This window comes from Mesorhizobium sp. M0244 (genome assembly GCF_040321795.1).
Classification (GTDB): Bacteria; Pseudomonadota; Alphaproteobacteria; order Rhizobiales; family Rhizobiaceae; genus Mesorhizobium.
Map to the genome: position 1 here is coordinate 1 of NZ_JAMYSE010000091.1, position 25305 is coordinate 25305.

Annotated in this window: 25 protein-coding genes, 1 tRNA gene and 1 pseudogene; 10 read left to right on the top strand and 17 right to left on the bottom strand. The window is 62.1% G+C overall.

All coding sequences use genetic code 11. The features are described from left to right. Positions 1 to 121 precede the first annotated feature (121 nt). Together NKJ08_RS31735 and NKJ08_RS31740 are read right to left on the bottom strand one after the other, a co-directional pair. Entirely contained in the window at positions 122 to 487 is a 366-nt protein-coding gene (locus NKJ08_RS31735) for a hypothetical protein (RefSeq protein WP_352779825.1), read from the bottom strand. 460 nt (positions 488 to 947) lie between these two features. Beyond that, positions 948 to 1661: a ParA family protein gene (locus NKJ08_RS31740; RefSeq protein ID WP_352523078.1), complete on the bottom strand. Its 714-nt coding sequence runs from the start codon at positions 1659 to 1661 to the stop codon at positions 948 to 950. A 1237-nt stretch (positions 1662 to 2898) separates the two neighbouring features. On the opposite strand from NKJ08_RS31740, the gene NKJ08_RS31745 reads away from it, so the two are divergent. After that, positions 2899 to 3066: a hypothetical protein gene (locus NKJ08_RS31745; protein ID WP_352779823.1), complete on the top strand. Its 168-nt coding sequence runs from the start codon at positions 2899 to 2901 to the stop codon at positions 3064 to 3066. Between the two features lie 4 nt (positions 3067 to 3070). Here the strand turns inward: NKJ08_RS31745 and NKJ08_RS31750 are convergent. Further along, positions 3071 to 3147, bottom strand: a tRNA-Met gene (locus NKJ08_RS31750). Positions 3148 to 3384: 237 nt separating this feature from the next. Between NKJ08_RS31750 and NKJ08_RS31755 the strand changes: the two genes are divergently transcribed. Continuing rightward, positions 3385 to 4344: a Gfo/Idh/MocA family protein gene (locus NKJ08_RS31755; RefSeq protein ID WP_352523079.1), complete on the top strand. Its 960-nt coding sequence runs from the start codon at positions 3385 to 3387 to the stop codon at positions 4342 to 4344. 86 nt (positions 4345 to 4430) lie between these two features. Here the strand turns inward: NKJ08_RS31755 and mnmA are convergent, their stop codons facing one another. Beyond that, positions 4431 to 5621, bottom strand: coding sequence for a tRNA 2-thiouridine(34) synthase MnmA (gene mnmA / locus NKJ08_RS31760; protein WP_352523080.1), 1191 nt, complete (start codon positions 5619 to 5621; stop codon positions 4431 to 4433). A 262-nt stretch (positions 5622 to 5883) separates the two neighbouring features. On the opposite strand from mnmA, the gene sciP reads away from it, so the two are divergent. Beyond that, a complete protein-coding gene (gene sciP, locus NKJ08_RS31765) occupies positions 5884 to 6159 on the top strand; it encodes a CtrA inhibitor SciP (protein WP_023679563.1) in 276 nt (91 codons plus the stop codon). Positions 6160 to 6347: 188 nt separating this feature from the next. Beyond that, complete coding sequence (locus NKJ08_RS31770; protein ID WP_352523081.1) at positions 6348 to 6563, top strand: winged helix-turn-helix transcriptional regulator; 216 nt, start codon at positions 6348 to 6350, stop codon at positions 6561 to 6563. Positions 6564 to 6625: 62 nt separating this feature from the next. Here NKJ08_RS31770 and NKJ08_RS31775 read toward each other — a convergent pair whose 3' ends face one another. Then, positions 6626 to 7003 carry a flagellar export protein FliJ gene (locus NKJ08_RS31775; RefSeq protein ID WP_023719275.1) on the bottom strand — a complete coding sequence of 126 codons (378 nt, stop codon included), beginning with the start codon at positions 7001 to 7003 and terminating at the stop codon, positions 6626 to 6628. A 450-nt stretch (positions 7004 to 7453) separates the two neighbouring features. Here NKJ08_RS31775 and ctrA point away from each other — a divergent pair, with 450 nt between their 5' ends. Next, the gene (ctrA, locus tag NKJ08_RS31780) at positions 7454 to 8149 is read left to right on the top strand and encodes a response regulator transcription factor CtrA (protein ID WP_006203583.1); all 696 of its coding nucleotides are present in this window, start codon (positions 7454 to 7456) and stop codon (positions 8147 to 8149) included. Positions 8150 to 8247: 98 nt separating this feature from the next. Here ctrA and NKJ08_RS31785 read toward each other — a convergent pair whose 3' ends face one another. Then, entirely contained in the window at positions 8248 to 8616 is a 369-nt protein-coding gene (locus NKJ08_RS31785; RefSeq protein ID WP_352523082.1) for a response regulator, read from the bottom strand. A 239-nt stretch (positions 8617 to 8855) separates the two neighbouring features. Then, the gene (gene chpT, locus NKJ08_RS31790) at positions 8856 to 9485 is read right to left on the bottom strand and encodes a histidine phosphotransferase ChpT (RefSeq protein ID WP_352785038.1); all 630 of its coding nucleotides are present in this window, start codon (positions 9483 to 9485) and stop codon (positions 8856 to 8858) included. Between the two features lie 385 nt (positions 9486 to 9870). Here chpT and NKJ08_RS31795 point away from each other — a divergent pair, with 385 nt between their 5' ends. Further along, positions 9871 to 10407, top strand: coding sequence for a DUF1134 domain-containing protein (locus tag NKJ08_RS31795; RefSeq protein ID WP_245278600.1), 537 nt, complete (start codon positions 9871 to 9873; stop codon positions 10405 to 10407). Between the two features lie 182 nt (positions 10408 to 10589). Then, positions 10590 to 11756 carry a coiled-coil domain-containing protein gene (locus tag NKJ08_RS31800; protein WP_352523084.1) on the top strand — a complete coding sequence of 389 codons (1167 nt, stop codon included), beginning with the start codon at positions 10590 to 10592 and terminating at the stop codon, positions 11754 to 11756. 31 nt (positions 11757 to 11787) lie between these two features. Here NKJ08_RS31800 and NKJ08_RS31805 read toward each other — a convergent pair whose 3' ends face one another. Next, a complete protein-coding gene (locus NKJ08_RS31805) occupies positions 11788 to 12585 on the bottom strand; it encodes a TrmH family RNA methyltransferase (RefSeq protein WP_352523085.1) in 798 nt (265 codons plus the stop codon). A 304-nt stretch (positions 12586 to 12889) separates the two neighbouring features. Here NKJ08_RS31805 and NKJ08_RS31810 point away from each other — a divergent pair, with 304 nt between their 5' ends. Beyond that, positions 12890 to 13891 (top strand): L,D-transpeptidase, encoded by a 1002-nt coding sequence (locus NKJ08_RS31810; RefSeq protein WP_352523086.1) that lies wholly within the window; start codon positions 12890 to 12892, stop codon positions 13889 to 13891. Positions 13892 to 13945: 54 nt separating this feature from the next. Here the strand turns inward: NKJ08_RS31810 and NKJ08_RS31815 are convergent, their stop codons facing one another. The 4 genes from NKJ08_RS31815 to NKJ08_RS31830 all read right to left on the bottom strand — a co-directional run bounded on the left by NKJ08_RS31815 (position 13946) and on the right by NKJ08_RS31830 (position 16598). Beyond that, complete coding sequence (locus NKJ08_RS31815; protein WP_352523087.1) at positions 13946 to 14284, bottom strand: ArsR/SmtB family transcription factor; 339 nt, start codon at positions 14282 to 14284, stop codon at positions 13946 to 13948. Between the two features lie 173 nt (positions 14285 to 14457). Beyond that, positions 14458 to 15219, bottom strand: a complete 762-nt coding sequence (locus NKJ08_RS31820; RefSeq protein WP_352523088.1) for a HugZ family pyridoxamine 5'-phosphate oxidase — start codon at positions 15217 to 15219, stop codon at positions 14458 to 14460. A gap of 16 nt (positions 15220 to 15235) precedes the next feature. Beyond that, on the bottom strand, positions 15236 to 15997 hold the full coding sequence (locus NKJ08_RS31825; protein ID WP_352523089.1) for a 3-hydroxyacyl-CoA dehydrogenase: 762 nt from the start codon (positions 15995 to 15997) through the stop codon (positions 15236 to 15238). Positions 15998 to 16061: 64 nt separating this feature from the next. Then, positions 16062 to 16598, bottom strand: a complete 537-nt coding sequence (locus tag NKJ08_RS31830) for a GNAT family N-acetyltransferase (RefSeq protein WP_352523090.1) — start codon at positions 16596 to 16598, stop codon at positions 16062 to 16064. 272 nt (positions 16599 to 16870) lie between these two features. On the opposite strand from NKJ08_RS31830, the pseudogene NKJ08_RS31835 reads away from it, so the two are divergent. Beyond that, a pseudogene (locus NKJ08_RS31835) lies at positions 16871 to 17859 on the top strand (glutathione S-transferase family protein). Between the two features lies 1 nt (position 17860). Here NKJ08_RS31835 and NKJ08_RS31840 read toward each other — a convergent pair. Next, positions 17861 to 18361, bottom strand: a complete 501-nt coding sequence (locus NKJ08_RS31840; protein WP_352523092.1) for an NUDIX domain-containing protein — start codon at positions 18359 to 18361, stop codon at positions 17861 to 17863. A 53-nt stretch (positions 18362 to 18414) separates the two neighbouring features. Between NKJ08_RS31840 and NKJ08_RS31845 the strand changes: the two genes are divergently transcribed. Next, the gene (locus NKJ08_RS31845) at positions 18415 to 19347 is read left to right on the top strand and encodes a metallophosphoesterase family protein (RefSeq protein WP_352523093.1); all 933 of its coding nucleotides are present in this window, start codon (positions 18415 to 18417) and stop codon (positions 19345 to 19347) included. A 22-nt stretch (positions 19348 to 19369) separates the two neighbouring features. Here the strand turns inward: NKJ08_RS31845 and NKJ08_RS31850 are convergent, their stop codons facing one another. The 4 genes from NKJ08_RS31850 to leuA all read right to left on the bottom strand — a co-directional run bounded on the left by NKJ08_RS31850 (position 19370) and on the right by leuA (position 24775). After that, positions 19370 to 19987, bottom strand: coding sequence for a hypothetical protein (locus NKJ08_RS31850; RefSeq protein ID WP_352523094.1), 618 nt, complete (start codon positions 19985 to 19987; stop codon positions 19370 to 19372). Positions 19988 to 20121: 134 nt separating this feature from the next. After that, entirely contained in the window at positions 20122 to 20925 is an 804-nt protein-coding gene (locus NKJ08_RS31855; RefSeq protein ID WP_352523095.1) for an alpha/beta fold hydrolase, read from the bottom strand. A 182-nt stretch (positions 20926 to 21107) separates the two neighbouring features. Continuing rightward, a complete protein-coding gene (locus NKJ08_RS31860; protein ID WP_352523096.1) occupies positions 21108 to 22892 on the bottom strand; it encodes a tetratricopeptide repeat protein in 1785 nt (594 codons plus the stop codon). 143 nt (positions 22893 to 23035) lie between these two features. Next, positions 23036 to 24775 (bottom strand): 2-isopropylmalate synthase, encoded by a 1740-nt coding sequence (gene leuA / locus NKJ08_RS31865; RefSeq protein ID WP_352779817.1) that lies wholly within the window; start codon positions 24773 to 24775, stop codon positions 23036 to 23038. Positions 24776 to 25305: the final 530 nt, after the last annotated feature.

Below are 25305 nucleotides of genomic sequence, written 5' to 3' on the forward strand. Positions count from 1 at the left end.
TCTGTCGTCGTGGCGCGGCCGTGTAGAATCTGTCCCATAGCGCGTCCTTTGATTCGGACGACAATGGTGCGCCATTAAAACCTGAGATCAAACAACCTAGGCACTGCCCACTGAGAGAAAATCAGTGCGCCTTGGCTGCAACCATTCGCCAAGCACCCGGCTTTCCCTCGAACACAGCTTCGACAAGTTTTTCCCCATCGACCCACCCCAGATGCGCTAGGAGTTCGCACGCGATAGAATCTTTGCCAATACTAATACATCGCTTCACGGCAACCGTCGATCCAGTCCCGTGCATTGAGATATCCCAATTGGATAAGCGAAACAGCTCGCCTTTGGCGGTTTCGTCAGATGGCCGGATGGCCGCATCGACAGCGGATTCCATAAGCCCGTTCAATGGAGAAGCGGCTTTTGAGCCTTCACCAAAGTCGAAGCCTCGGCGACCGATCAACGGTGCGGCGTAGATGCCAATAAGGATACCGATCGTCATCCCGAGCAGGAGGCTTCGAACCGCCCATGGATCAATAGCCGTTGTCGCGGAGGAACTGGTCGATGGCTGCCTTTATGATCACCATCATCTTGATGTCGTTGTCGAAGGCGGCCTTTTGCAGTCGCATTTTCGTGTCGTAGTCCAGCGGGCAATTGACGTAGTGCTTGGCTTCTCGCGCGTGCGCTCGTTTGAGGTCGCGCAGGCGCGCCCCTTCTCCTGAGAAAGAGCACGTTCGATCGCCTTGCTCTTGCGCTCGTCACTGCTCGGATTTGGCAGACCGCGCCGCGGCCGTTCCCTTGTCGCATCCGCTGCTGAAATCGGCACCGCTGTTGGTTTCCGCGCAGTCATTCCCGCCTCTGCCTCTTCCGACACAGAGGCTGGTTTCATTGTGGCTTTGGATGTCGCCGGCTTCGGCCGCCGCGGTGCGATAGGGAAGTCAGAGACGGACAGTTTGCCTGGCTTAGACATTTCCCACCTTTTCCCGGTTTGCCGCGACATGGCGATCCAGCTCAGTCACAAACGCCGCGACCTCCGCGCGACCCTTCATGACCGGGTCGGTCAGCTCGAGCATCTGCAAGGTGCCGAGGCCGTTGCGGATTTCGCGGTAGCAATTTCTTTCGGCGAGCTTGGTTTCCATCAACGTCGATTCATAGCCATTGGCGCGAAGATTGGCGATGAACGGACGGATCAGCCTGTAAGCCTCGAGAACGCGGCCCGGAAGGGCGATGCGCGTCACCACGTTGACGTGGGGAATCGTACGCCCCTCCCTATCGCCAATATCCGCCGTGATGTTGGCGGCTTCGCCGGCCGCCTTGATTTCATCCTGGTTCGGCTGAATTGGCGTCAGCACCAGGTCGGAGTTGCGGATGATCGTATCGCGGATGACGCTGTCGACGCCCGGTGAGTCCATCAGGATTAGGTCATAGGCGCCGTCCTGTTCGGCAAGAACGGTTTCAATGCTTCGCTGCGTTGCCGCGCTGTGCAGCTCGATGTTGGCCGGAAGATTGTCCTTGGCCTCACATCGCTTCCACCATTCGGCGAGGTTCTGACGCGGATCGGCGTCGATCAGAAGAACCTTCTTTCTCTGAATAGCGTACTCGCCGGCAACGAGGATAATGACCGTCGTCTTGCCGGCACCGCCTTTGCCGCTGATCGCGCAAATTCGTTGAGGCATGTCTGATCCCTCTTTTGCCGTCCCCAAAGCCGAACACGGCAGGCCGTCGCCACGCTCATGCCTCCTCTTGGGCAAACAGCATTTCCAAACGACGTGAATGCTTGGCTTCGTATGGCGCTTTTACACGATGCGATCACGCCTCACTATCCAAGGGTGTGATATTTCAATCACATCGTAGTTTCACATCATAACGTCATGGCATGTGAACACATCGTGTGAAGAAGTCGTGTGAAATGGGATCAACCGCGCGCTCCCGTTTGAGCCATCCTGGAAGTCTCCACAATCGCACAAATTACCCTTGTTGAATCGATGAAGTCAGCTCCGGGCCTCCCGCTCCTTTTGTGGTGAACCCCGGAGCCGCGCGGAGGCCGGCCGTGACGCTCGCACGCAGCTGGCCAGGGCGAAGAGCGGAGCGTCCCTTGCGGGCGAGTACGAGGGGCACACAAAAGCCGACAAAGCGGTCCTGGAGGTGAACCCTGGAAAGCGTTTTGACGTTTGATGGGGCAGGGGCGAAGGCCCTGCTCATGGTCGCGATAAAGTCGTGTGGGCCGCTCGAAGACCAGCCAGTCGAGCATTCCCGAACGCTCGCTGGTCAGGCCCAGCGGCCCCCCTAACCCAAGCTGCTGGGCCGCCCCTAAGGAAGTGCGTGTATCCCTGATGCGGTCGTCGGTGACCCGCCTCCGTACCGCGGCCGGGATCGCAACCACGTCATCGACCCAACGCCCCACATCGGTACCACTCAAACGAATGGCAATTTTCTGTCTAGATGCGTTTAGTATCCATTCTCGGGAGACCCACATGGGTGTCGCGTGGGAGACAAGTGACTCCCCTTTAAAGGCATCGAGATGCTACGAGCGCTGAAAAGTCAGTTCCTTAGACCTAAAGATCGGGCGATTTGCCAGCGGGTTGTCGACCAGATAACCGCCGACGCTAAATGGTACAGCACTTCGATAGACGGTCAGATTCTGGCCTCGACCACGCTGAATCTCTTTCAATCAGGGGTCGTAAACGAAACAAATTTGCTGGCACATGTTCGCGCGCGGCGCCACGACTTCACTAAACTGACAGCCTAGCTCCACCCGGGCGGAAACAGCGCGCTAAGCTGCAGCATACACGTTTCCGCAACGAGAAAAGGCGGCAGATCGAGGGTGCCAGCCCTGTTCTGGCTGAGTATCTTGTAGACACCAGCGATCCTCGTCAACTAAACCAGCTTCAAACAGGGCTTGCCGAAGGCGTTGTGGCCGGCGATTCCGAAACTGCAGAGGCGATGCGGGACTTGATCGAAACTGTTACTGTGTTTCGAGATCCATCAAGGATCGGCGGCATTGAAGTCGAAATCGCCGGGCGTCTCACCGCGCTCTTGGGCGAGGATGCCTTTCCCAACGGCGTCAAAGGAGTGTGGTGAAAGGTGGTAGCGGGAGAGGGACTTGAACCCCCGACCCCAGGATTATGATTCCCGTGCTCTAACCAACTGAGCTACCCCGCCAGGGCGGCGAAGGCCCGAAATCCAGCTTAAATCGGCAGGCATATCGACACGTTCGCCAAGGTCGCGCGGATATAAGGTTGCGACGGCAAGCCTGTCAAGCATCGAAGTGGCTGCAGCGTCGGCATATTCCGCCTGCCCTAAAGCTCTGCCGGGCAGACATTTGAGCGCACAGGCCGGGGTTGAGTTCGGCGAGGCACGCCGCTATGTCTCGGCCACGAAAGTCATGGTCAGAAATTGATGAAACCGCGCATTGCAGTCCTCGGTTGCGGATACTGGGGCAGCAACCACATCCGTACCCTCAAGGCGCTCGGCGCGCTGCACGCGGTTTCGGACGTCAACCCTGCGCGTGCGGAAGGTTTCGCCAGCGAGCAGGATTGCCTGGCGATCGAACCGGAGGCGCTGTTTGCCCGTGATGACGTCGATGCCATCGTCATGGCGCTGCCGCCGCAGTTCCATGCCGACATGGCTGTGCGCGCGGTGCTCGGCGGCAAGGACGTGCTGGTGGAAAAGCCGATCGCGCTGACGGTGGCCGATGCCGAGCGGTCGGTGAAGGCTGCCGCCGACAATGGCCGTGTGTTCATGGTCGGCCATGTGCTGCGCTTTCATCCCGCCTTCGAGACGCTGAAGGCGCTGATCGACAATGGCGAGCTTGGCGAGGTCCGCTACATCCACTCGCACCGGCTCGGGCTCGGCAAGTTCCACACCGAGAACGACGCGCTGTGGGATCTGGCGCCGCACGACCTGTCGATGATCCTGGCCATCACCGGCACTGAGCCGGTCGAGGTGCGCGGCGAGGGGGCTGCCCTTCTCGACAATCTCAGCGACTTCGCGCATCTGCACATGCGCTTTCCCAACGGCTTGCGCGGCCATCTGTTCGCCTCGCGGCTCAATCCTTACCGCGAACGCCGGCTGACCGTTGTCGGCACAAAGGCGATGGCGGTGTTCGACGATGTCGAGCCGTGGGAACGCAAGCTTGCCGTCTACCGCCACGCGGTGTGGCAGGACAGCGGCCAATGGGCGTTTACCGCCAACGAGCCGTCCTATGTCGCGGTCGGCGAGGGCATGCCGCTGACGCGCGAGCTCGAGCATTTCATCCACTGCATCGAGACGCGGGCCGAACCGCGCACCAGCGGCGAGGAAGCCATCCGGGTGCTGCGCATCCTGACCGCGGGCACCGTCGCCCACAGCAGGCCCTGAGAAAATCGGCCCTGAGAAATAGATTCTGAGAAACAGACTTTGAGAGACCAGGCCCCGAGGGGATGGGCCTTGAGAACGACCGCTGTCTATTCGGCGGGAACCCGCGCCGGCTGGACGGCAAGCCGCGTCAACATCGCCTCGGCTTCGGCGCCGCGCTCGGAGCGCTCGATGAAGCCACCGCCGAACACGCGCGCCTCGTTGCCGTCGTCGGAATAGAGCACGCAGGCCTGACCGGGCGCGATGCCGGACTCGCCGTCGACCAGCTCCACGAAAGTGACGCCGGCGCGGTGATGCAGCACGGCCGGACGCGGCGGCCGTGTCGAGCGCACCTTGGCGAAAAGCTCCAGCCCGGCCGCCGGGATATCGGCCAGCGGGCCATCGCCCAGCCAGTTCATGTTGCGCAAGAAGATCTTGTGGGTTTCCAGCGCCTCGCGCGGACCGACGACGACGCGGGCCCGGTCGGCGTCGAGATGGACGACGTAGAGCGGCTCGCCGGAGGCGATGCCGATGCCGCGGCGCTGACCGACGGTGTAGCGCAAAATGCCTTCGTGGCGGCCAAGCACGCGCCCGTCTATATGGACGATGTCGCCCGGATTGGCGGCAGCCGGCTTCAGCTTGGCGATGATGTCGGAATATTTGCCCTGCGGCACAAAGCAGATGTCCTGGCTGTCCTGCTTGGCGGCGACGCTCAGTCCCATCTCCTCGGCGATGGCGCGAACCTGCGGCTTCGACAGGCCGCCGAGCGGAAAGCGCAGATAGTCGATCTGCGCCTGGGTGGTGGCAAACAGGAAGTAGCTCTGGTCGCGGTCGGCGTCGACCGGCCGGTAAAGCGCGCGATGGGCGCCGTTGGCACCGGAACGGATGTAGTGGCCGGTGGCCAGCGCGTCGGCGCCGAGTTCCTTGGCGGTCGCGAGAAGATCGGCGAATTTCACCGTCTGATTGCAGGAGACGCAAGGGATCGGCGTTTCGCCGGCGACATAGCTCTCGGCGAACGGGTCGATCACCGCCTTGCGGAAGCGCTCCTCGTAGTCGAGCACGTAATGCGGGATGCCAAGCGTCTCGGAGACGCGGCGGGCATCGTGGATGTCCTGGCCGGCGCAGCACGAGCCGGCCCGGTGCGTTGCCGCGCCGTGGTCGTAGAGCTGCAGCGTGACGCCGACGACGTCGTAGCCCTCGCGCTTCAAAAGACCGGCAACGACCGACGAATCGACGCCGCCCGACATGGCGACGACGACACGGGTGTTTTCGGGGCGTCCGGGAAGATCGAGGCTGTTCATGGTTCTTTCGTTCTGCGCGGCGCTTCAATGCCAATGGCCGGAATATAGGTCAAGCCTTTCGGCTGCGCCAGCTTTGCCGGGCCAGCTCATTTTTTCCGGCCGGGCTCAACGCGCTTGCCGGCAAATGTCTCAAATGCCGACGAAAAGACTAACGCGGCGTTCATGATCCTTACCTAACCATTAGGGTCTGCTTAGGCAAATTTTAAAGCTGTGGCGGTAATGTGGTGGGGATTGGGTCTTTGAGTTTTTTGTAGAGAGTACGATGACCGATCTAATTAGACCGCGAGTCAAATACGTTATCGGGCCAGACGGCAGCCCACTTACCATCGCCGATCTGCCGCCGACGAACACACGTCGCTGGGTTATCCGGCGCAAGGCGGAAGTGGTGGCGGCGGTACGTGGCGGGCTTTTGAGCCTCGAAGAGGCGTGCCAGCGCTACAAGCTCACCACCGAGGAATTCCTGTCCTGGCAGGCGTCGATCGATGAATACGGCCTTGCCGGGCTGCGCACCACGCGCATCCAGCAATACCGGCATTAACTCGGTCTGAGCAATGATGGAGGGCGCGGTCTGCGCCCTTTTGTTTGTCGGGCGAGAACCCTTCGGTCGTTTTTGCCGGAGCGAGAACTTTTGGCTATTTTGCCGGGGTGAGAACCTTCGGTTCAGATCAGCACCACCTCGCGGCAACGGCGAATTGGCGCGCAAGCTCGGAAGGCATCACGCCGAAAATGCTGACGCAGACGCGCATCCTCGAGCGCGACGGCCTGGTACGGCGCGAGGTGTTCCCGGTCATTCCACCGCGCGTCGAATACGAGTTGACAGAACTCGGCCAGAACCTGGCCGGGCTGCTCAACCAGATCAGGGCCTGGTCGGGGCAGCATGTGCCCTACATCAAGGACGCCCGCGCGCGGGCGGCGGAACAGCAAGGAGATTTGGGTGCCTGAGGCCGGCACCGTTCGGTGCGCCGCAGTAGCGCTCAAGCGCGACGCGCTTTAAAGCCTTGTTTTCAGCCGATCATGGCGCTGCGGCCGCCGGCTTCCGTGTCGCGCGCCTTCGTGTCGCGCGATTCGAGCATCTCGGCCTTGGAAAGTTCGGCTTCAGCTTCGCTCAGCAATGATTCGGCGACATTTCGCTGCTGGGCGAGGTCGCTTTGCGAATTCCTGAGGTTGTCGCGGCGCAGGCGTGCCGCCTTGGCGAAGGTCGGATAGGCAAAATGATTGATGTCGGTGATGCCGGCCTTCTTCTCTTCGGCGGCGATCTGAAGTTCCAGCTCGACGGCCATGCGCTCGAACTCGGCGATCATCATGTCGAGCTGCAGCAGCTGCCGCCGCTTCTCGCTCACCTGAAATTGCTTCAGCCGAACGAGGTTTTCACGTGACTTCATGATTCGGTACTCCCGGAAACGCACACCTGCACATATCGTCCAATTCACCCGGCAAGGCCCAGGCTTCACCCGTTTCCACCGGCTTTCCCGGAACTATGGGAAACAAATTCCTAAAGTTTTTTGCCGGCGGTAACCATTCGTTTACGGGCATTGTTAATCATACGGCTCAGGACTTAAGGGCGGGTAAAAATTCTGCTACTCGTCGCGAAACCCGGCCAACGAGTCCGAAGAGTCACTTAGTCTGGCTTATTAATGTGCTGCATTAACGGTTTAGGTCTGTGATTCATTATTGGATTCAACGAGGTGTAGAAAGGGGTTAAAAAATCTGATACCGTCATGGACGGGGAATTAGGTTTTATTAACCATTCGATGGCAGCCTCTGCTCAGGCAATCACTGCTCCGGTCCTGGACGGGTCGTGAAATGGTCCGGCAGCAGAAAAGGGGAATGAAATGCGCGTTCTGCTGATAGAAGACGACAGTGCAACCGCACAAAGCATCGAGCTGATGCTGAAATCAGAAAGTTTCAATGTCTATACGACCGATCTTGGTGAAGAGGGCGTCGATCTAGGCAAGCTTTATGATTACGACATCATTCTCCTCGATCTCAATCTCCCCGACATGTCGGGCTATGAAGTTTTGAGAACACTTCGCCTTTCCAAGGTGAAGACGCCGATCCTCATTCTCTCCGGCATGGCCGGCATCGAGGACAAGGTGCGCGGCCTCGGCTTCGGCGCTGACGATTACATGACCAAGCCCTTCCACAAGGACGAACTGGTCGCCCGCATCCATGCCATCGTGCGGCGTTCCAAGGGCCACGCCCAGTCGGTCATCACCACCGGTGACCTGGTGGTCAATCTCGATGCCAAGACCGTTGAAGTCGGTGGCCAGCGCGTGCATCTGACCGGCAAGGAATATCAGATGCTGGAGCTGCTCTCGCTGCGCAAGGGCACGACGCTGACCAAGGAAATGTTCCTCAACCATCTCTATGGCGGCATGGACGAGCCGGAGCTGAAGATCATCGACGTCTTTATTTGCAAGCTGCGCAAGAAGCTCGACGCCGCGTCGGGCGGGCAGAATTACATCGAGACCGTCTGGGGCCGCGGCTATGTGCTGCGTGAGCCGGAAGATATCCGGGTCAGCGCCTGAACTAGATCCCGAAAGTGGATGCCGGTTTTCGGAAAAGAACACAGTAAAACAATAAGATAGAACCCATCCCGATTTCGTCAGGATGGAACAGGCTCTGATCAGGCGGCAATCTTCAAGGCGCGGAAGCACTCGAGCAATTGCGGCCGGTTGAACGGCTTCAGCAGGTAGCCCTGGGCGCCGGCGCGTTTTGCCCGCATGATCGCCCCGACGTCGACCTCGACCAGCGAAATCAAGACTTGCGGCAATACCGGGCTTTCCATGGAGCGCACGCGGCGGATGAGTTCCTGCGCCTGCATGTCCGGCAAGGCGCCATCGACAACGATGATGTCCGGCATGTCGGCAGTGCACATCTCGATCGCCTCATGGCCGCTGGCGGCTTCGATCACCATCATGCCGGAGCCGCCCAGGATACGCTTTGCAACCTTCCTGATGACGCTCGAATTGTCGACGAACATGCAGCGTTTCATTCCCGGACCCCTCTTTGCCATGCCGCGAACCGGCAGCGTCGTGGCATCTGCCGGGGAACATAGGCCGATCTGGTAAAGAAGCCGAAAAGCCGTTAGGTAAAATTTTCCTGAAGGTGTTTTAAGCGAAATCTTCTTTCGCAATGCTTCACGCAATCAATCTGCAAGCCCGCCCCACAGATGTTAAGGCAACGCCGCAAATATGACTTGGAGAAAATACTTTCCCGCTCTTTCGGAGAACTTCAGGCTGCGGAAAGGACGATCTCGTCGGCGGTCGCATGGATCGATATCGTCATGTTGGCTTCGCGGGCCAAAAGCAGCGTGTAATAGGGTTGCACCGAATGCGCGTCGATCGGCTCTTCCGGTCTGTGGCCGGAATGCAATTCCAGGAAGTTGGGCGGCACGCGCAGCATCGGGCCACTCGCAGCGAGCGCAAAGCGCGGCTCGGTCTCGAGGTTCTCCAGCGTGACCACCAGCCTGCCGCCGCGCGGAATGGCAGCGTTGGCGACGAGGATGAGGTTGAGCAGCAGCTTGACCTTGTTCTTGGGCAACAGCGCGCGGGTCCCGTTCCAGACCAGTTCCGGCTTCTCGTTCTTCAGGAAGGCGATGGCGACGGCCTCGGCGTCCCCGGTGTCGATCAACATGCCGGCGGAACCGGCGGCGCCGAAGGCGATGCGGGCGAATTGCAGGCGGGCGGAGGCGTTTTTGGCGCTTTGGCGGATCAGCTTCATGGCGTCTTCGTCGGCGCCGCCTTCGTCGAGCAGCTCAAGCCCGTTGTTTATGGCGCCGACCGGCGAAATGATGTCGTGGCAGACCCGGCTGCACAGCAGCGCTGCCAGGTCGGGTGCGGAAAGGGTGAAAAGCTCGGCCATCGGCAAAAATCCCTGCAAATTTCACAACAAAATGACCGGGCGATCATGATCACGCCTGTCCACACGAATCACGCTCTCTCCCAAGCATTCTGAATACACAGCGCTTGGGCGTGCAGCAACAAATCCAAAATTATGATTGTCGAAAATGGTGTGTTCACGCAGCATGGGTGCTGCGCGGGCGGTGCAAAACAGCCTTCGAACCGCCATCTTCATGTGAGAGTTTAATGGTTGAAAAAGGATTACGGCATAGTTTGCCCCTAACAGTCATCCTTAACGGCCGCCAAAGAGCCGTACGGGTGCGAGGCGTCGGCGAAGGTGCTCCCTGACGGAGATTGGAAGCATGTTTTCCCGATTCTACGACCGGACTTTTTTCCGTGTCATCTCAATGACGATCGCCCTCATCGGCCTTGTCGCCTTTTCGACATCGGCCGCGCGGGCTCAGGAATATACCGCCCAGGAAATCGTCGATTCCGGTCACAAATTCTTCGGCGCGACATCGGGTGGGCTCGCCACCGTCGTCGAGAAGATTTTCGCCACCTATGGCCTGCCGAACGGCTATCTGCTCGGCGAAGAGGGCTCCGGGGCGCTGATCGGTGGCCTGACCTATGGTGAAGGCACGCTCTACACCAAGAATGCCGGCGATCACAAAGTGTTCTGGCAAGGCCCGTCGCTCGGCTGGGATTTCGGCGGCGAGGGCTCGCGCGTGATGATGCTGGTCTACAATCTCGACGATGTGAGCAGCCTCTATAACCGTTTTGGCGGCGTGGCCGGCTCCGCCTATGTCATCGCCGGCGTCGGTTTCAACGTGCTGAAGAACAACAATGTGCTGCTCGTGCCGATCCGTACCGGCGTCGGCGCCCGGCTCGGCGTCAATCTCGGCTACCTCAAGCTCACCCAGCGCGCGACCTGGAATCCGTTCTGACGGCATGATTGCGTCATTGCTATGGACCTGTGACTGACAGGCTGAGCTTTGCTGCGGCATACCCTTGCCGCGGCGTCGGATTTCCGTCATGCGATGATGGCAAAGTCCAACTTTGGCCGTTGCGTGCCATATATAGCGGCCTGCCATGCATAACGGCCCGCCATGCATAACGGATAGTCACCTTGGTCCAGTCCATCCTGTTCTTTGTCCTTGGCTTTCTCTGCGCGGGATTTCTGGCGCTGATGATTGCCCCGGCCGTCTGGCGGCGGGCGGTGGTGCTGACGCGCAGACGCGTCGAGGGCTCGATGCCGCTGACGCTGGCCGAGATCCAGGCGGACAAGGATCGCGTCCGCGCCGAGTTTGCCGTTTCGGCGCGACGGCTCGAAATGACCATCAAGTCATTGCGCGAGAAAGCGGCCGAACAGCTGGTCGAGATCGGCCGCAACCGCGAAGCCCTGAAGGAATTGGCGGCCGAGCGGCAGGACAAGAACCGGGTCGTCGCCGACCTCACAACCAGGAGCGAGGAGCTTCGCAAGCGCGATGAGCAGCTGCAGCAGCTGTCGGAGCGGCTTGCGGAAACCGAGCGCGCGCTCGAAAAACGCGGGCTCGAACTGCGAAAACTGGAGCACATGTATGACGATGCCAGTTTCTCGTCCAGCAGCCGGCAAATCGAGCTGGTGGCGCGCGAATCCGAGCTGCAGAAGCTGGCAAGCGACATTTCGCTGCTGCGCGGCCAGCGCAAGGAAGCGGACAGGCGCAGCCAGGAGTTGGCAGCCGAGAGCAAGGCCTTGCGGGACGCGCTGAAGGCCGAGAAGAAAAGAACCGGTGAACTGGAAAAGAAAGTCGAACGCCTGCTCGCCACGCTGGCCGATCGCGAGGACAGGCTGGAGCGCCGCGAAAAGGAACTGGCGCGCCTTCGCGAAAAGCCTAGAGGCGCTGAAAGCGCGCCTGCGGTGCGCCTTGCCGGCGTGCCAGGCAGCCAGGTCAGCACGCCCGCCAACGGCGACGACGTCGAAAAGGCAACCGCCAAGCTCGATGGCGATCGCGAGCGGCTGGAGGCCAGACTGACGTCGCTGGCTCGCGAGAACAGGAGGCTGAAGACGGATCTTGCTGCCTCCGAAACGTCGAAATCGCAAGCCGGAGACGATACGGGCCGTGCCAATGCGGCATTGCGCGAGGAGATGAACGATCTTGCGGCGCAAGTCGTGGCCTTGACGGCGAAGCTCGACGGGCCGGATTCGCCGATCGCCCGGGCGCTGGCAGCGCCTGAGGATACGCGGTCGGAGAGTGGCGGGCGCAGCCTTGCCGACCGCGTGCGGGCGCTGCAGAAGGCGGCTTCGACCAATTGAAATACCGCCACTTGGCCGCAAAATGCCCGACTCAAATTCCGGAAAAATGATGAAGTGCAATGGCCGATGCAGCCGCGACGTTCAGGCTGTCGAAGCCTTCCGCCATACCGATCCGCAGCGTCTGCAGGCGGGCAAGCAGGCTTTCCGGCAGGCCTTCGCCCTCGGTGCCGAGATAAAGCGCCAGCCGCTCGTTTCTCTTGGCATCGCGAATGTCGATCTGCCCGCGCGGCGACAACGCGAACTGGCTGAAGTCTTGCCGGTCGAGCATTGCGGTGCAGCCGGCGGCGTCGGCAAAGGAGGCAAAGGGGACCTTCAAGGCGGCGCCGACCGAGACGCGGATTGCCTTGCGGTACAGCGGGTCGCAGCAGGTCGGATCGAGAAGCACGGCATCCGCGCCAAAGGCGGCGGCATTGCGGAAGATCGAGCCCATATTGTCATGATTGGCGATGCCGACCAGCACCACGATCAGCGCGCGGGCGGGCAGTGCGCCAAGCAAGGCCTCGGCGGACGGCGTCGCGCCCTTGCGGCCGATCGCCAATATGCCGCGATGCATGTGGAATCCGGCAATCCTGTCCATGACTTCGCCTGACGCGACATGGATCGGAAGCCCCGCAGGCGCCTTTCGCAAAATCTCGTCCAGGCCAGCCAGCCGGTTTTCGAGCACCAATATCGATTCTGCCTCGAAGCGCCGGGCGGCAAGCAGGGTGTCGAGCACCACCTTGCCTTCGGCGACGAAACGGCCCTGGCGGCCGGCCAGATCGCGTTCGCGGATGTCGAGATAGGCGGCGACGCGGGGATCCTGCGGGTCGTCGATGCGGATGAGGTTCATGGGTTCCTCGGCGGACCATGGCGTCGGCCGCAAATCGGAATTCGGTTTCGGAAGGCACGATGCCGGATCCGAAGTTCAGACCGTATCTCAGCGTCCAAACGGATGCACGTCGCTCTAACGGTCAAATCCACTGGACACAGCTACGATTCCGCTTGGCCTCCTGGCGAGGCGGAGATTTTGTTTCCCGCGGCACGGCTCTTCAGCCAGGCCGCTTCAATTCAGAATTTCGATCGAGCGACGGAACCACACGGGGCCGTGCCGCGTCATAGAAGCGGGCTCCTGTTGCAGTCCACGGAGGACATCGATGATCAGGCTCCTCCTCGTCTTCGCCGCGACGCTTGCCTTCGCATGCGGCGCGCACGCGGCCAAGCTCGATCCAGCCACCGTCAATCAGGCCCAATTCACTATCGGCGAACCGAAGGGTGTCGATCCGATGCTGCTGAAGGCGCAGATCCTTCTGGATCGCGCCCGCTTCTCGCCGGGCCTGATCGACGGTCGCCGTTCCCAGAACTTCGCCAAGGCCGTTGCCGCCTTTCAGGCGGCAAACGGACTTCCGCCTGATGGCAAGCTCAGTCCACAGACCTGGAGCAAGCTCATCGCAACCTCCGCCAAGCCGGTGCTGGTGACCTATGAGGTGATGCGCAAGGATGTGCGCGGACCTTTCACCAAGCGTATTCCGGCTCGCATGGAGAGGATGGCCCGCTTACGGCGGCTCGGCTACCGCAATGCGGTGGAGAGGTTGGCTGAGCGCTTCCATATCAGCGAACAGCTGCTCAGGATGCTCAATCCGGGCGCCCGGCCCAGGAAGCCCGGCACGACCTTGGTGGTGCCTGATGTCGACAGGAGCGACCCTCCCGCCGGCGTCGCCGGCATCGAGATCGACAAGGGCGCTCGCCTGGTGCGTGTGCTCGACCGTGCCGGCAAATGGCTGGCGGTCTACGCCGCCTCCATTGGAAGCGATGAGAAGCCGGCGCCAAGCGGCATGGCAGAGGTCAAGCGCGTGGTTCACAATCCCACCTATCACTATGATCCGGACTTCGCTTTCAAGGGAGTCAAGACCAAGCGGCCCTTCACAATCGCTGCCGGGCCGAACAATCCCGTGGGATCGGTCTGGATCGATCTCTCCATCGAAAGCTATGGCATCCACGGCACGCCCGAGCCAGGCAAGATCGGCACGACCTTTTCGCATGGCTGCATCCGGTTGACCAACTGGGATGCCGAAGACCTTGCCTCCATGGTGCAGCCGGGCACGAAGGTCGACTTCAAGGACGAGGTGGCGCAGGCCGCCGACCAGCGCGCTGAGTAGCAAGGCGGACTTGGCAGCCAAACGGATTTGGCGGGAGCATCCCCGCTCCGGCGCTCAGGTCCCGGCGCGACGCAGCCGGTAAGCCATCTGCGACAGCTCACCTTCCCCGAAAATGCCGTCCAGCATATGCAGCAGTTCGCGCACGGCGTCGGATTTGCAGGAATAATAGATCATTTGCCGATCGCGGCGGGTCTCGACAAGGTCGGATGCCCGCAGCTTGGCCAGATGCTGTGACAGGGCGGATTGGCTGAGCGACACTTTCTCGGCTATGGCGCCGACCGACATTTCGCCCTCGGCCAGATAGCTCATGATCAACAAACGTTTTTCGTTACCCATCAGCGTCAGAAACGCGGCCGCGGCTCCGGCGTTGGCGACTAGCTTGTTCGAGACCATCGATCCCCCATGCCTTCCTGCTCATCTGACGCTATGGGGGCAATAGCGTCTGATTCCATAGACTTCCCAGTAGATTGCACGCCAGCGATTCAGCGTCACTCGCAAAGGTAGAACATTTCGCTCAAATCTCAAGGCTTGCTTTCCATGCAAGCCGATTAACTGTCCAGCTGTGTTCAATTTGCCGAACGGGCAGCCTTTGCCATGTCGACCAGAACAGGCCTGAGGTCGCGTGCCGCCTGCAGCGGATTGGGAAAGAAGACCCGGCAGACATTGTCGCCCGATACGAGATCCATGCCATCGGCGTCGAAGCCGGCGACGGTCCAGCCGTCGCCACTGGCGCCGCCGAAATGGCCCGCATAGAGGGCAATCGCATCAAGATGGTCGGCGTTCATATGGTCGAGTGCCGATTGCTCGCCGGCGGCAAGCTCTTCGACGATCGCTCCCGTCGCGACCAGATCGGTGCGGTCGAGCAGATAGGCCTTGCCGAAGCCGCCGTTCAGGCTGGCGCGCTCCGGTTCGAGCCGGAAAATCGAGAAGTCGCCGAGCCCGGCATAGAGCTTTGCCTTGGGATTGCGGTTGAGATAGCGCCGCTCGGTGCGGGCGTGCTCGTTCGAGCCGCGCTGCAGCCGCACGGCCCGACAGACCAGCGTCAATCGCGGATGCGCCAGCGGATCGCCCTTGCCGGGCTCGCCGACGAGCAACGAGCAGCGCGGGTCGGCAAGAATGGCGCCGGTATGGGCGGACAGCATCGAGACCAGGATCAGCGGCGTGCCGTCGATGTCGGTGGCGACGCCGACCCTGCTGGCCAGCGGCGAACCGGTTCCTGGTTCGATCACCGCCAGCGCGCCGAAACGGGCGCTGCGGATCAGCGTCTTTGCCAGCCTGATCGCCTCGGCGTCGGTCTCGCGGATTACGTCTTTCTTGGGTTTGTCCAAAGCACCACCGTCGCGTTTATTTCGGCGCCATGCGGATGGCGCCATCAAGCCGAATGGTCTCGCCGTTGAGCATCTGGTTCTCGATGATGTGCAAGGCAAGTGCGGCATATTCGGAAGGCTCGCCCAAACGGGAAGGGAAGGGCACCGCGGCACCGAGCGAATCCTGCACCTCCTGCGGCATGCCAGCCATCATCGGTGTCCTGAAAATGCCGGGCGCGATGGTGCAGACGCGAATGCCGGAGCGGGCGAGATCGCGCGCCACCGGCAGCGTCATGCCGACGACGCCGCCCTTCGACGCCGAATAGGCCGCCTGGCCGATCTGGCCGTCATAGGCCGCGACCGATGCGGTGTTGACGATAACGCCGCGCTCGCCGCCCTGCAGCGGTTCGAGCCTGGCGGCCCGGTCGGCAACCAGGCGGATCATGTTGAAGGTGCCGATCAGATTGACCTCGATCACCTTGCGGTATTGGTCGAGCGGATGCGGTCCGTCCTTGCCGATCGTCTTCACGCCGATGGCGATGCCGGCGCAATTGATCAGGATGCGCGGTCCGCCAAGCTTTGCCACCACGTCCGCGACTGCAGCGGCACCGCTCTCCGCGTTGCTCACGTCGCATCGGACGGCGATGCCGCCGATGTCGGCCGCCACCTTCGCCGCACGCTCGATGCCGAGATCGAGGACGGCAACGCTGGCGCCGCTGGCGGCAAGTGCGCGCGCCGTCGCCTCGCCAAGGCCAGAGCCGCCACCGGTGACGATCGCAATCTGGCCGTTCGGGTTCATCTCGACGGTCCTCCTCTGTGCCCAGACTATGCTGCGAAGCCACCGTACAACAGCACCGGCATGGTCACGCCATCGCGGCGATGTGCTCGGCAATCCTTGCCTGGTCGGCGTGGCAAACCTCTCCCACCAGCTTTGCCACCGCGCCCGGCACGATCTCGTGCGCCAAAAGCCGGTCGGGGTCGACCGGACGTGGCATCGAGATCTGCCCGCGCGGGAGCCTCTTGAAGCCGAGCGGGCCGTAATAGGGTTCGTCGCCGACCAGCATCACGGCCGGCGCGCCAGCCTTGGCGGCGGCTTGCAGGGCGATTGCCACCAGCCGGCGGCCGATGCCGAGATTTTTGAAGGCCGGCTGCACGGCGAGCGGCCCGAGCATCAGCGCGCGGCCGGCGCCGGCGGCGATGCGCGTCATCCGGACCGAGGCGACGACGGTTGCGCCATCGACGGCCACGAAGGACAAAGCGCTTTCATGCGGGCCACCTTGGCGAATCTTGTAGGCGGCGAGCACGAAACGGCCCGGCCCGAAGGCCTCGTCATTGATGGCTTCGATTTCAGAATCATGCGCCGGAGTTTCCGGCAGGTATTTCACGTCGGCAAGGCTCATGGTCTTTGCGTTCCGGTATGCGAGGAAAGGTTTGCTGCAAGCGGCAGCGTTCGCCAGTCAGCGCTTCATCAAGCGCGGGCGCTCTTTCGTCGTCGGTCGAACCGGATCACGGCAAAGTCGAACATGCGGATTGTCCGCTAGCACCAATTTTCAGCCGCCGCAATCGGCCGGTTGCACTCGACGGCGCAGCGGTTGACGATCTGTTCAGCGCTGGCGATTTCGGCAGGTCCATTTCATGCCCTACATCGGGCAGGAACGCGAAAGGACATTTCATGGGATTGCTAGTCGAAGGCCAATGGCAGGACCGCTGGTACGATACCGGGGAGAGCGGCGGCAAATTCGTGCGGGCGCAGTCGCAGTGGCGCGACTGGGTGACGCGCGACGGCGCGCCGGCCGAAGGGCGAAAACGCGGCTTCAAGGCCGAGCCCGGCCGCTATCACCTCTATGTCTCGCTCGCCTGCCCGTGGGCGCATCGGACGCTGATCTTTCGCGTGCTCAAAAAACTCGAGGACGTGATTTCCGTCTCGGTCGTTCATCATTTCATGGGCGCCGACGGCTGGACGTTCCTGGCCGAGGACGGCGCCACCGGCGACACGCTCTACGGCCTCGATTTCCTGCACCAGATCTACACCAGGGCCGATCCCGGCTATTCGGGCCGGGTCACCGTTCCCGTGCTGTGGGACAAACGCGAGCGGACCATCGTGTCCAACGAATCCTCCGAGATTATCCGCATGCTCAATTCGGCCTTCGACGAATGGGGCGATGCCAAGCTCGACTTCTATCCGCAACCGTTGCGCGGCGCGATCGATGCGGTCAATGCGCTGGTCTATCCCTCGGTCAACAACGGCGTTTACCGTGCAGGCTTCGCCACCACGCAGGGCGCTTACGAGGAGGCGTTCGGCGAATTGTTCTCGGCACTCGACACGCTGGAGAACCGCCTGTCAAAGCACCGCTATCTCGTCGGCGGCCACATCACCGAGGCCGACTGGCGGCTGTTCACGACGCTGCTCCGCTTCGACCCGGTCTATGTCGGCCATTTCAAATGCAATCTGCGCCGCATCGCCGACTATCCGAATCTGTCGAATTATCTGCGCGACCTCTATCAGGTGCCCGGCGTCGCCGGCACGGTCAACCTGCACCACATCAAGTCGCACTATTACCGCAGCCACGAGACCATCAACCCGACGCGCATCGTGCCGGTCGGGCCAGAGCTCGACTAGCGGCGCTGCACGACCGCGACCGGTTCAGGAAGGCGGCGTGATCTACCAGTAGGGCGAGACCGCCGCGCCGTCGAAAATCTCGTTAATCCGCCGCAGCGTCGCCGGCGTCGTTCCCTCGGGCAGGCGGTCGAGCGGAAAGAAGGCGGCTTCGGCGATCTCGCGGTCGGGCAGCTTAGGTGCTGGCTGGTCGAACTCTTCGACCAGATAGAGGCCGACATGGTCGCGGCGGCTGGCCCGGCGGTTGAAATGCAGAGATTTCAGCACCGGCGGTCCAGTCAGCGCGATGTTGCCTTCCTCGAACAGTTCGCGCGTCAGCGCCTCGGTCATCGTCTCGCCCAACTCGACACCGCCGCCGGGCAGGTGCCAGCCCGGAACATAGGTGTGGCGGATGAGGAAGACGGAATTGGAGCGGCGGTCGTGGATCAGGCCGCGCACGCCGAGCGTCATCGGCCGCCGCAGTACGAAATACAAGTGAAACAGCCTTGCCCGGAAGCCCGGCCAGCCGGTCTGACGCAGGGCTTGCTCCGGATCCGGCGTCGTCATCGTCCGCGAAACCGTGAGTGGAAAGCGGCGCGCGTGTCGCCTATGAAGAAAGGATGTTCAGGCTCGCGCATATTTCCGATGTCCATCTGGGGCCGCTTCCCGATGTAACCTATCGCGATCTCGCCTCCAAGCGCGTGGTCGGCTACGTCAATTGGCAGCGCAACCGCCGCCGCCACATGCATGATGCCGTCATCGACACGATCGTCGCCGACATGAAGGCCAGCGGACCGGATCATCTCACGATCACCGGCGACCTGGTCAATCTGGCGCTCGACGGCGAGATCGAGATGGCCAAACACTGGCTGGAGACGCTGGGCTCGCCCAATGACGTATCGGTCGTGCCGGGCAACCATGACGCCTATGTGCCGGGCGCCTTCGACAAGACCTGCCGGTCCTGGGCTGCGTGGATGACCGGCGACGGCGTCAATACGCCGGTCGACCGCAACACCTTTCCCTATCTGCGCGTACGCGGCAATGTTGCGTTGATCGGCGTCTCGACGGCGCGCGCCACGGCTCCGTTCATGGCCAACGGCTTCTTTCTGGAAGGCCAGGCGGAAAGGCTGCGCGACATGCTCGACACCACAGGCAAGCGAGGCCTGTTCCGGGTGATCATGATCCACCACCCGCCGGTGCGCGGCGCCGTTTCGCAGAACAAGCGGCTGTTCGGCATCTCCCGCTTCCACAAGGTTCTTCACCGGCACGGTGCCGAACTTGTGCTGCACGGCCATTCGCATGTGCCGTCGCTCTTCTTCATTGGTGCCCGCAAGACCAAGATTCCGGTGGTCGGGGTCGCCGCCACCGGGCAGGCCCCCGGCAGTTCGCATGCGCCGGCGCAATACAATCTGCTCGACATCGACGGTGAAAAGGACGATTGGCGGATCAGGCTGACGCGCCGCGGCCTGACCGGGCCGGCCTTGCCGCCCAGCGACCTGCAGACAATGGAGCTTGGCGTCGAGGCCGACGCCACGCTTGCCGGAGCGCGATGAATTCAGCTGGGAGCGTGTCGCTCTAAAAGCTGATTTTCATCGCGACGATGCGGTCCCAGAACAGCACGAGCGAAACCGCTAGGCCGACCAGGGCGCCGGCGGCGATCAGGCCGAGGCCCGCGAAGAACGCCGACCAGCCGTTGCTGCGCGCAGGGACCTGCAGCGGCGGCTCGGCCTCCGCCACTAGGGCGCGTTTCAGGCTGGCGACGGCTTGCTCGATGCCGCCTTCCATCATTCTCTGGCGTTCGACGACGCGCTCGGCGACATAGCGCGTCACCTGATCGGCAACGATCTTCATCTCGGTCGACTCGGCGAGCACGACGCGGCCGATGCGCGTGTCCTTGAGAAAGCGATAGGTGCGACGGTCGCGTCCCATGGCGACATGGCTGACGGCGTCGATCCACAGCCGTGGCTGCAGGCCGGACGAGACGGCGAAGTCGAAACTGTCCATGTCGGTGGGCACGTCGGCGAAGACCGGCGCGAGTTCAGCGGCAAGCAGATCAAGCCGCATGCGATGCGCTTCGCGCATGTCGACCACGACGTCGTCGCGGTCGGCGAAGGCGTTCTTGATGTCGCGAATGGCATCGGACAGTTTTCGCGACTGATCGATCTGGGTGATGTTCTCGCCTGCGTCCTTCATCGGCGTTGCCTCGCGGGGTTTGGTTAACACCGAATTAACACAGCCGCCGGCAAAATGCACTTGCGAGATCGATGGACCGGCAAGGGTTCGCTGGAGGAGCACCAGCGCCGCCGCCGTGCCTGCGTGAAGACCGATCAGCTCGCCGCTGCAGCGAATCCTGGACGAAGCCGTCTGCTGCGGCGCCTCATATTGCGACGGACGGCCTCGACGATCAGGCCGGGCGCTTCCTCGACCAGCATATGGCCGGCTTCCAGCACGTGGTGCAGATGAAAATGCTTCGGCAGGCCGTCCGGTTGGCTAACGGGCAGCATCGCGTCGTCGCTTCCCCAAACCACCATGACCGGCATGTTCAGCGTTTCGAGCCGTTCGCGCCGGATGACACCTTGCCGATCATCCCTGGTCATGGCCGCTGCGATCTCGACAAGTGTCCGCAGCTGGCCGGGACGCTGGCGCATTTCGTTGAGGAGATTGACCCTATGCTGCGGGGGCCAGCATTGCGGTCCCGACATGGCGGCAAGACAGGCGCGGATTTCATCCGTGCCGGCAGCGGCGGCGTAGCGACGCAGCAGCGGACCATTGATCTCAGGACCGAAACCGCCCGGCGCCAGCAGCGTCAGCGAGGCAATTCTTTCCGGCTCGCTCAATGCCATCAGGGCGGCCACGGCGCCGCCCATCGAATGGCCGACGAGATGGGCCCGCTTTATCCCGCGAGCGGAAAGGTTCGCAAGGACGGCACTGGCCGCGATCCTGGCCGGACCGCCGCCCGGAAAATCAAACGACAAGCCATGACCCGGCAGATCGTAGGCCAAGGTCCGCGCGCCCGGTGCCAGAGGCGCGACGACATCGCGCCAGTCGTCGTGGCAGCCACCGAAGCCATGCAGGAAGACAATCGTCGTCGGGCCGGTGCCCCGTTCGGCAGCGTAAAGGGATGGGGTCATGCAAACTTTATGGGTTGTGCCGGGATCAGTCCGGATGCCGGGAATCAGTCTTTGTGCCGCGATTGGTCTTTATGCCGCGATCCGTTTGGGCCGGTTCAATCGTGTCTGAATTGCGCTTTGGCCGTGCGGATGGCCAGTAAAATTTTCGCGATCACCTGACGTCGTTCAGGCGCCGGAAGACGTCAACTGGCGCCGCCAAGCCCGGCGGCGCGCAGGGCCTCGACCAGACGGTTGGTCAGATCGGCGGGATATCTCCGTTCGACAAAGGTCGTGCGCGGATCGGCTGCGAATTTCGGGAATTTGGTGGTCAGTTCTTGCAGAAGCCTGCTCGTCAGCTTCTCGCGGCCGGCGGCCCTGGCACCGATCAGCCGCGCCGCCAGATAATGCGATTTCATTTCCGTCGTTCGCAAGCCGTCGCTGGCAAGCGTGGCCTTGTTCATGTCGCCCATCATGAACTCTCCGGCGAACAGCCCGTAATCCCACCATGTCGGATGGGCGCTGGCGATATCCACCGCGTGAGCAAGGATCGGTGTGCCCTCGCTGTATCTGCCGGCGAAAATCAGCCCGTAGCCATAGGCGGCGGCCATTGCGAGATCGTAGGAATTGAGCTCGTAGGCCTTGCGCATCCAGCGGATCGATTCCTCGGAATTGCCGATGCGCGAATTGAGATAACCAAGGGCACGGTGCGCATAGGGGCTGGTCGGGCCCATCTGTATGGCGCGATGGGCAAACGTCATCGCTTTTTCGATCGTCGCGTCGGCGGGGTAGGGGTAGTGGTCGGTGACCGCTTCGAGATGCAAGGACGCGAGTTCCGAATAGACGAGCGACGACTTCGCCTCCCGGTTGGCAAGATCTTCGAGGCAGCGGTAAGCGGCTTCGTGCGTCTTGGCGTTCTGGTCGAGATAATATTTGCCGTTGAGCACCAGACACGCCGTCAGCCCGGTCTGGATGCCGCTCTGCTCGATGTAATTGTAGATCGTGCCCGAGGCGGGAAGAGCCGAGCTCAAAATGTCGGAGATATGGTCCTCGATGGCGGAGTTCGTGATGTCGCCGGCGGTCAGGTTGCGTGACAGCAGCACGCGGCCGGTCGCCACGCTTTGCAGCTCGAGCGCAATGTCGCCGGTGCGCGGCCCGGGCAGGACATCGAACACGAAGTTGGCGGCGTCGGTAAGTGGATCCGGCGGGCTATCGGCATCACGGCCGATGAAATTGATGGTATCGAAGCCGCTAAGGCCGGCGCGCAGCGATGCGGCAACGCGGCGAGCCGCGTCGCTGTCGGCCTTGATGGCGATGTAAACCTGGGGAAGGGTTTCAACCGGAGGCGCCGCTATGCTGCCGGTCGCAACCGCGGTCTCGACCGCCGTGTCGCCGCCGGTCAGCAATACCACGCTGCCCTGGCGGAGGATCAGCACGCCCAGCATGAGGATGACCAGCGCGATCGCCAGCCAGAAGAACTGCAAATGGCGCTGCAGCGAAGGTGCGGCGGGGGTGAGGGCTGGAACGCTCAGCAATGCAGCCGGATGTGCCCGGTTGCGGGCATCTTCCGGCGATCCGGGAAGGACGGTTGTCGCCGCTTCCTCTGTTGCTGGTCCCGGCTTGGTCTCCACCTCGGGCGGCAAGCGAATGACGTTGAGTTCGTAGGATGGAACATAGCCGCCGCGCGGAATGGCGATGCGGACCGGTTCGGCAACACCCTCATTGGCAAAGTACTGCTGCAGAAGCTCGCGCAGCCTGCCGGCCTGCACCCGCACCACCGCATCGGTCGACGGATCGAAATCGCCGTCCTTGCCGAAAACGTCCATCGCGATGGAGAAGCCCTTGAGCCTGTCGGCTTCGCCTGCCTGCTCGCGCTCGACCAGGTAACGGAGCAGCTTGCGCGCACGCTCGGATCGCCCGAACGTTTCGCTGGCAAGCAATCGCTCCAACGTTTCGCGCACTGCGGGGGCGGCAGGCGTGGTATGCTGCAAGTGTCGATCCCTTCGAATCCGGCACAGGTTGAGGTACGATCATATAGCGCTGGCGCTGCCATACAAGCATGTGCTTATGGTGCGATAGCGTACCCACCGGATAAATTTCCGGTGGGCTGATGGCGCGAGCCTGGCAGTTTCGGCTAGCCGCGCTTTTGGCCGACGATGCGGTTGGCGGCCGAAACCACGGCTTCGAGCGAGGCGGCGACGATGTTGGTGTTGATGCCGGCGCCGAACAGCTTGCCGCCCGGATGTTCCATCTCGACATAGGAAATGGCCGAGGCATTCGAGCCGCGCTGCATGGAATGCTCGGAATAATCGAGCACCGACATCGGCACCCCGACATGGCGCGACAGCGCATCGACGAAGCCGTCGATCGGGCCGGTGCCGGTGCCGGTAATGGTCACCTCCTTGCCCCTGTCGAGGATCACCGCTTCAACCACGCGCCGGCCCTTGACCTCGGTGTCGGGATAGGTGTGGTGGTCGAGGAACTTCAGCCGCGCGCCGGGCTGGTCGACATAGGTGTCGAGAAAGCCCTCGTAGATGCGCTTGACCGGCACCTCCTTGCCTTCGGCGTCGGTGATCGCCTGGATAGCCTGGCTGAACTCGATCTGCAGGTTGCGCGGCAGGTTGAGGCCGTAATCCGCATGCAGCACATAGGCGATGCCGCCCTTGCCGGACTGCGAGTTGATGCGGATGATGGCTTCGTAGCTGCGGCCGACATCGGCCGGGTCGATCGGCAGATAGGGCACCTCCCAGTGCGGCGTGTTGGCCTTGCGCAGCGCCTTCATGCCCTTGTTGATGGCGTCCTGGTGCGAGCCGGAAAAGGCGGTGTAGACGAGCTCGCCGACATAAGGGTGGCGCTCGGGGATCTTCAGCTGGTTGGAGTATTCGTAGACGTCCTTCATGCGGTTGATGTCAGAGCAGTCGAGCCCGGGATCGACGCCTTGCGTGTACATGTTGAGCGCCAGCGTGACGATGTCGACATTGCCGGTGCGCTCGCCATTGCCGAACAGCGTGCCTTCGACGCGGTCGGCACCCGCCATCAGGCCGAGTTCGGTGGTGGCAATGCCGGTGCCGCGGTCATTGTGCGGATGCAGCGAGATCAGCAGGTTCTCGCGATTGTCGAGGTTGCGGCACATCCATTCGATGCGGTCGGCATAGATGTTGGGCGTCGACATCTCGACCGTGGAGGGCAGATTGATGATCAGCTTGTTTTCCGCCGTCGGCTTGACGATCTCGGTGACCGCGTTGCAGATCTCCAGCGCCACTTCGAGCTCGGTGCCGGTAAAGCTCTCCGGCGAATATTCGAAACGGTAGCCGCCGCCGGCCTTCGCCGCCATGTCGGTGATCATCTTGGCCGCATCGGTGGCGATGCGCTTGATGCCGGCGACGTCCTTCTCGAAGACGACGCGGCGCTGCAGTTCGCTGGTCGAGTTGTAGAAATGGACGATCGGGTTGGTGGCACCCTTCAGCGCCTCGAAAGTGCGGGTGATCAGTTCCGGCCGGCACTGCACCAGCACCTGCAGCGAGACGTCGGCGGGCACGTTGCCTTGTTCGATGCACCAGCGGGCGAAATCGAAGTCGGTCTGCGAGGCCGAGGGGAAGCCGATCTCGATCTCCTTGAAACCCATGTCGAGCAGCAGGGCGAACATGCGCGCCTTGCGTTCCTGCCCCATCGGATCGATCAGCGCCTGGTTGCCGTCGCGCAGGTCGACCGAGCACCAGATCGGCGCCTTGTCGATCACTTTCGAAGGCCATGTGCGATCGGCAAGGCCGACGGTCGGATAGGGCTGGTATTTGCGGGGGGCGTCCGGCATGCCTTTTACCGCAGACTTGGTGATTTCCTCTACATTCAGACGGATATCTTCTCGTGCGTTCATCGTCTTTTCTCCCGGCGGCTCGCGGATCCAGCTTCAGGCGGATGGGTGGCGAGCGGCGCCTTTACCAGAATTTCGATCGCTTGATGTGACGTGCCAATTTGTGACTGGCCAAGGAGCGTGCGCGTGAGCGGCAATTCGACCGCCGGGCGCTCCTTCAGCGAACCCGGCGATCGCCGATAAGGCCGAGAAGCAGCAGGGTGGAGGCGAGCGCGCGAACGGTCTGGCCGGCCATGCCGGTCGGACGGGACGCAAAAGAGGTGGCGCGCGGGCTCATGCGGTTTTCATACAGGAGCGGGCAAAGCGAGGCAAGTGGGAGCAAGCACCGTCGGCGAAGCTGCCGGAGGAGGTGCTGTCCCTGGGACTCTCGAGACCTGGGTTCCTCGCCCACCGAAGCGGGGGAGAGGTGGCCGCCCACGGGTCTTGCCTTCGGCAAGCCCGAGGACAGGCTCCGCGGCCGGAGAGGGGGCCTTCGTAGAGCGCGGTTCCCCCTCTCCGTCTCGGCTTCGCCGAGCCACCTCTCCCCACTTTCG

Bases quoted from the DNA above. Each gene is read 5' to 3' on its own strand.
- NKJ08_RS31735 (WP_352779825.1), bottom strand. From the start codon at position 487: ATGACGATCGGTATCCTTATTGGCATCTACGCCGCACCGTTGATCGGT.
- NKJ08_RS31740 (WP_352523078.1), bottom strand. From the start codon at position 1,661: ATGCCTCAACGAATTTGCGCGATCAGCGGCAAAGGCGGTGCCGGCAAG.
- NKJ08_RS31755 (WP_352523079.1), top strand. From the start codon at position 3,385: ATGAAACCGCGCATTGCAGTCCTCGGTTGCGGATACTGGGGCAGCAAC.
- mnmA (WP_352523080.1), bottom strand. From the start codon at position 5,621: ATGAACAGCCTCGATCTTCCCGGACGCCCCGAAAACACCCGTGTCGTC.
- sciP (WP_023679563.1), top strand. From the start codon at position 5,884: ATGACCGATCTAATTAGACCGCGAGTCAAATACGTTATCGGGCCAGAC.
- NKJ08_RS31770 (WP_352523081.1), top strand. From the start codon at position 6,348: ATGCTGACGCAGACGCGCATCCTCGAGCGCGACGGCCTGGTACGGCGC.
- NKJ08_RS31775 (WP_023719275.1), bottom strand. From the start codon at position 7,003: ATGAAGTCACGTGAAAACCTCGTTCGGCTGAAGCAATTTCAGGTGAGC.
- ctrA (WP_006203583.1), top strand. From the start codon at position 7,454: ATGCGCGTTCTGCTGATAGAAGACGACAGTGCAACCGCACAAAGCATC.
- NKJ08_RS31785 (WP_352523082.1), bottom strand. From the start codon at position 8,616: ATGAAACGCTGCATGTTCGTCGACAATTCGAGCGTCATCAGGAAGGTT.
- chpT (WP_352785038.1), bottom strand. From the start codon at position 9,485: ATGGCCGAGCTTTTCACCCTTTCCGCACCCGACCTGGCAGCGCTGCTG.
- NKJ08_RS31795 (WP_245278600.1), top strand. From the start codon at position 9,871: ATGACGATCGCCCTCATCGGCCTTGTCGCCTTTTCGACATCGGCCGCG.
- NKJ08_RS31805 (WP_352523085.1), bottom strand. From the start codon at position 12,585: ATGAACCTCATCCGCATCGACGACCCGCAGGATCCCCGCGTCGCCGCC.
- NKJ08_RS31810 (WP_352523086.1), top strand. From the start codon at position 12,890: ATGATCAGGCTCCTCCTCGTCTTCGCCGCGACGCTTGCCTTCGCATGC.
- NKJ08_RS31815 (WP_352523087.1), bottom strand. From the start codon at position 14,284: ATGGTCTCGAACAAGCTAGTCGCCAACGCCGGAGCCGCGGCCGCGTTT.
- NKJ08_RS31825 (WP_352523089.1), bottom strand. From the start codon at position 15,997: ATGAACCCGAACGGCCAGATTGCGATCGTCACCGGTGGCGGCTCTGGC.
- NKJ08_RS31830 (WP_352523090.1), bottom strand. From the start codon at position 16,598: ATGAGCCTTGCCGACGTGAAATACCTGCCGGAAACTCCGGCGCATGAT.
- NKJ08_RS31840 (WP_352523092.1), bottom strand. From the start codon at position 18,361: ATGACGACGCCGGATCCGGAGCAAGCCCTGCGTCAGACCGGCTGGCCG.
- NKJ08_RS31845 (WP_352523093.1), top strand. From the start codon at position 18,415: ATGTTCAGGCTCGCGCATATTTCCGATGTCCATCTGGGGCCGCTTCCC.
- NKJ08_RS31850 (WP_352523094.1), bottom strand. From the start codon at position 19,987: ATGAAGGACGCAGGCGAGAACATCACCCAGATCGATCAGTCGCGAAAA.
- NKJ08_RS31855 (WP_352523095.1), bottom strand. From the start codon at position 20,925: ATGACCCCATCCCTTTACGCTGCCGAACGGGGCACCGGCCCGACGACG.
- leuA (WP_352779817.1), bottom strand. From the start codon at position 24,775: ATGAACGCACGAGAAGATATCCGTCTGAATGTAGAGGAAATCACCAAG.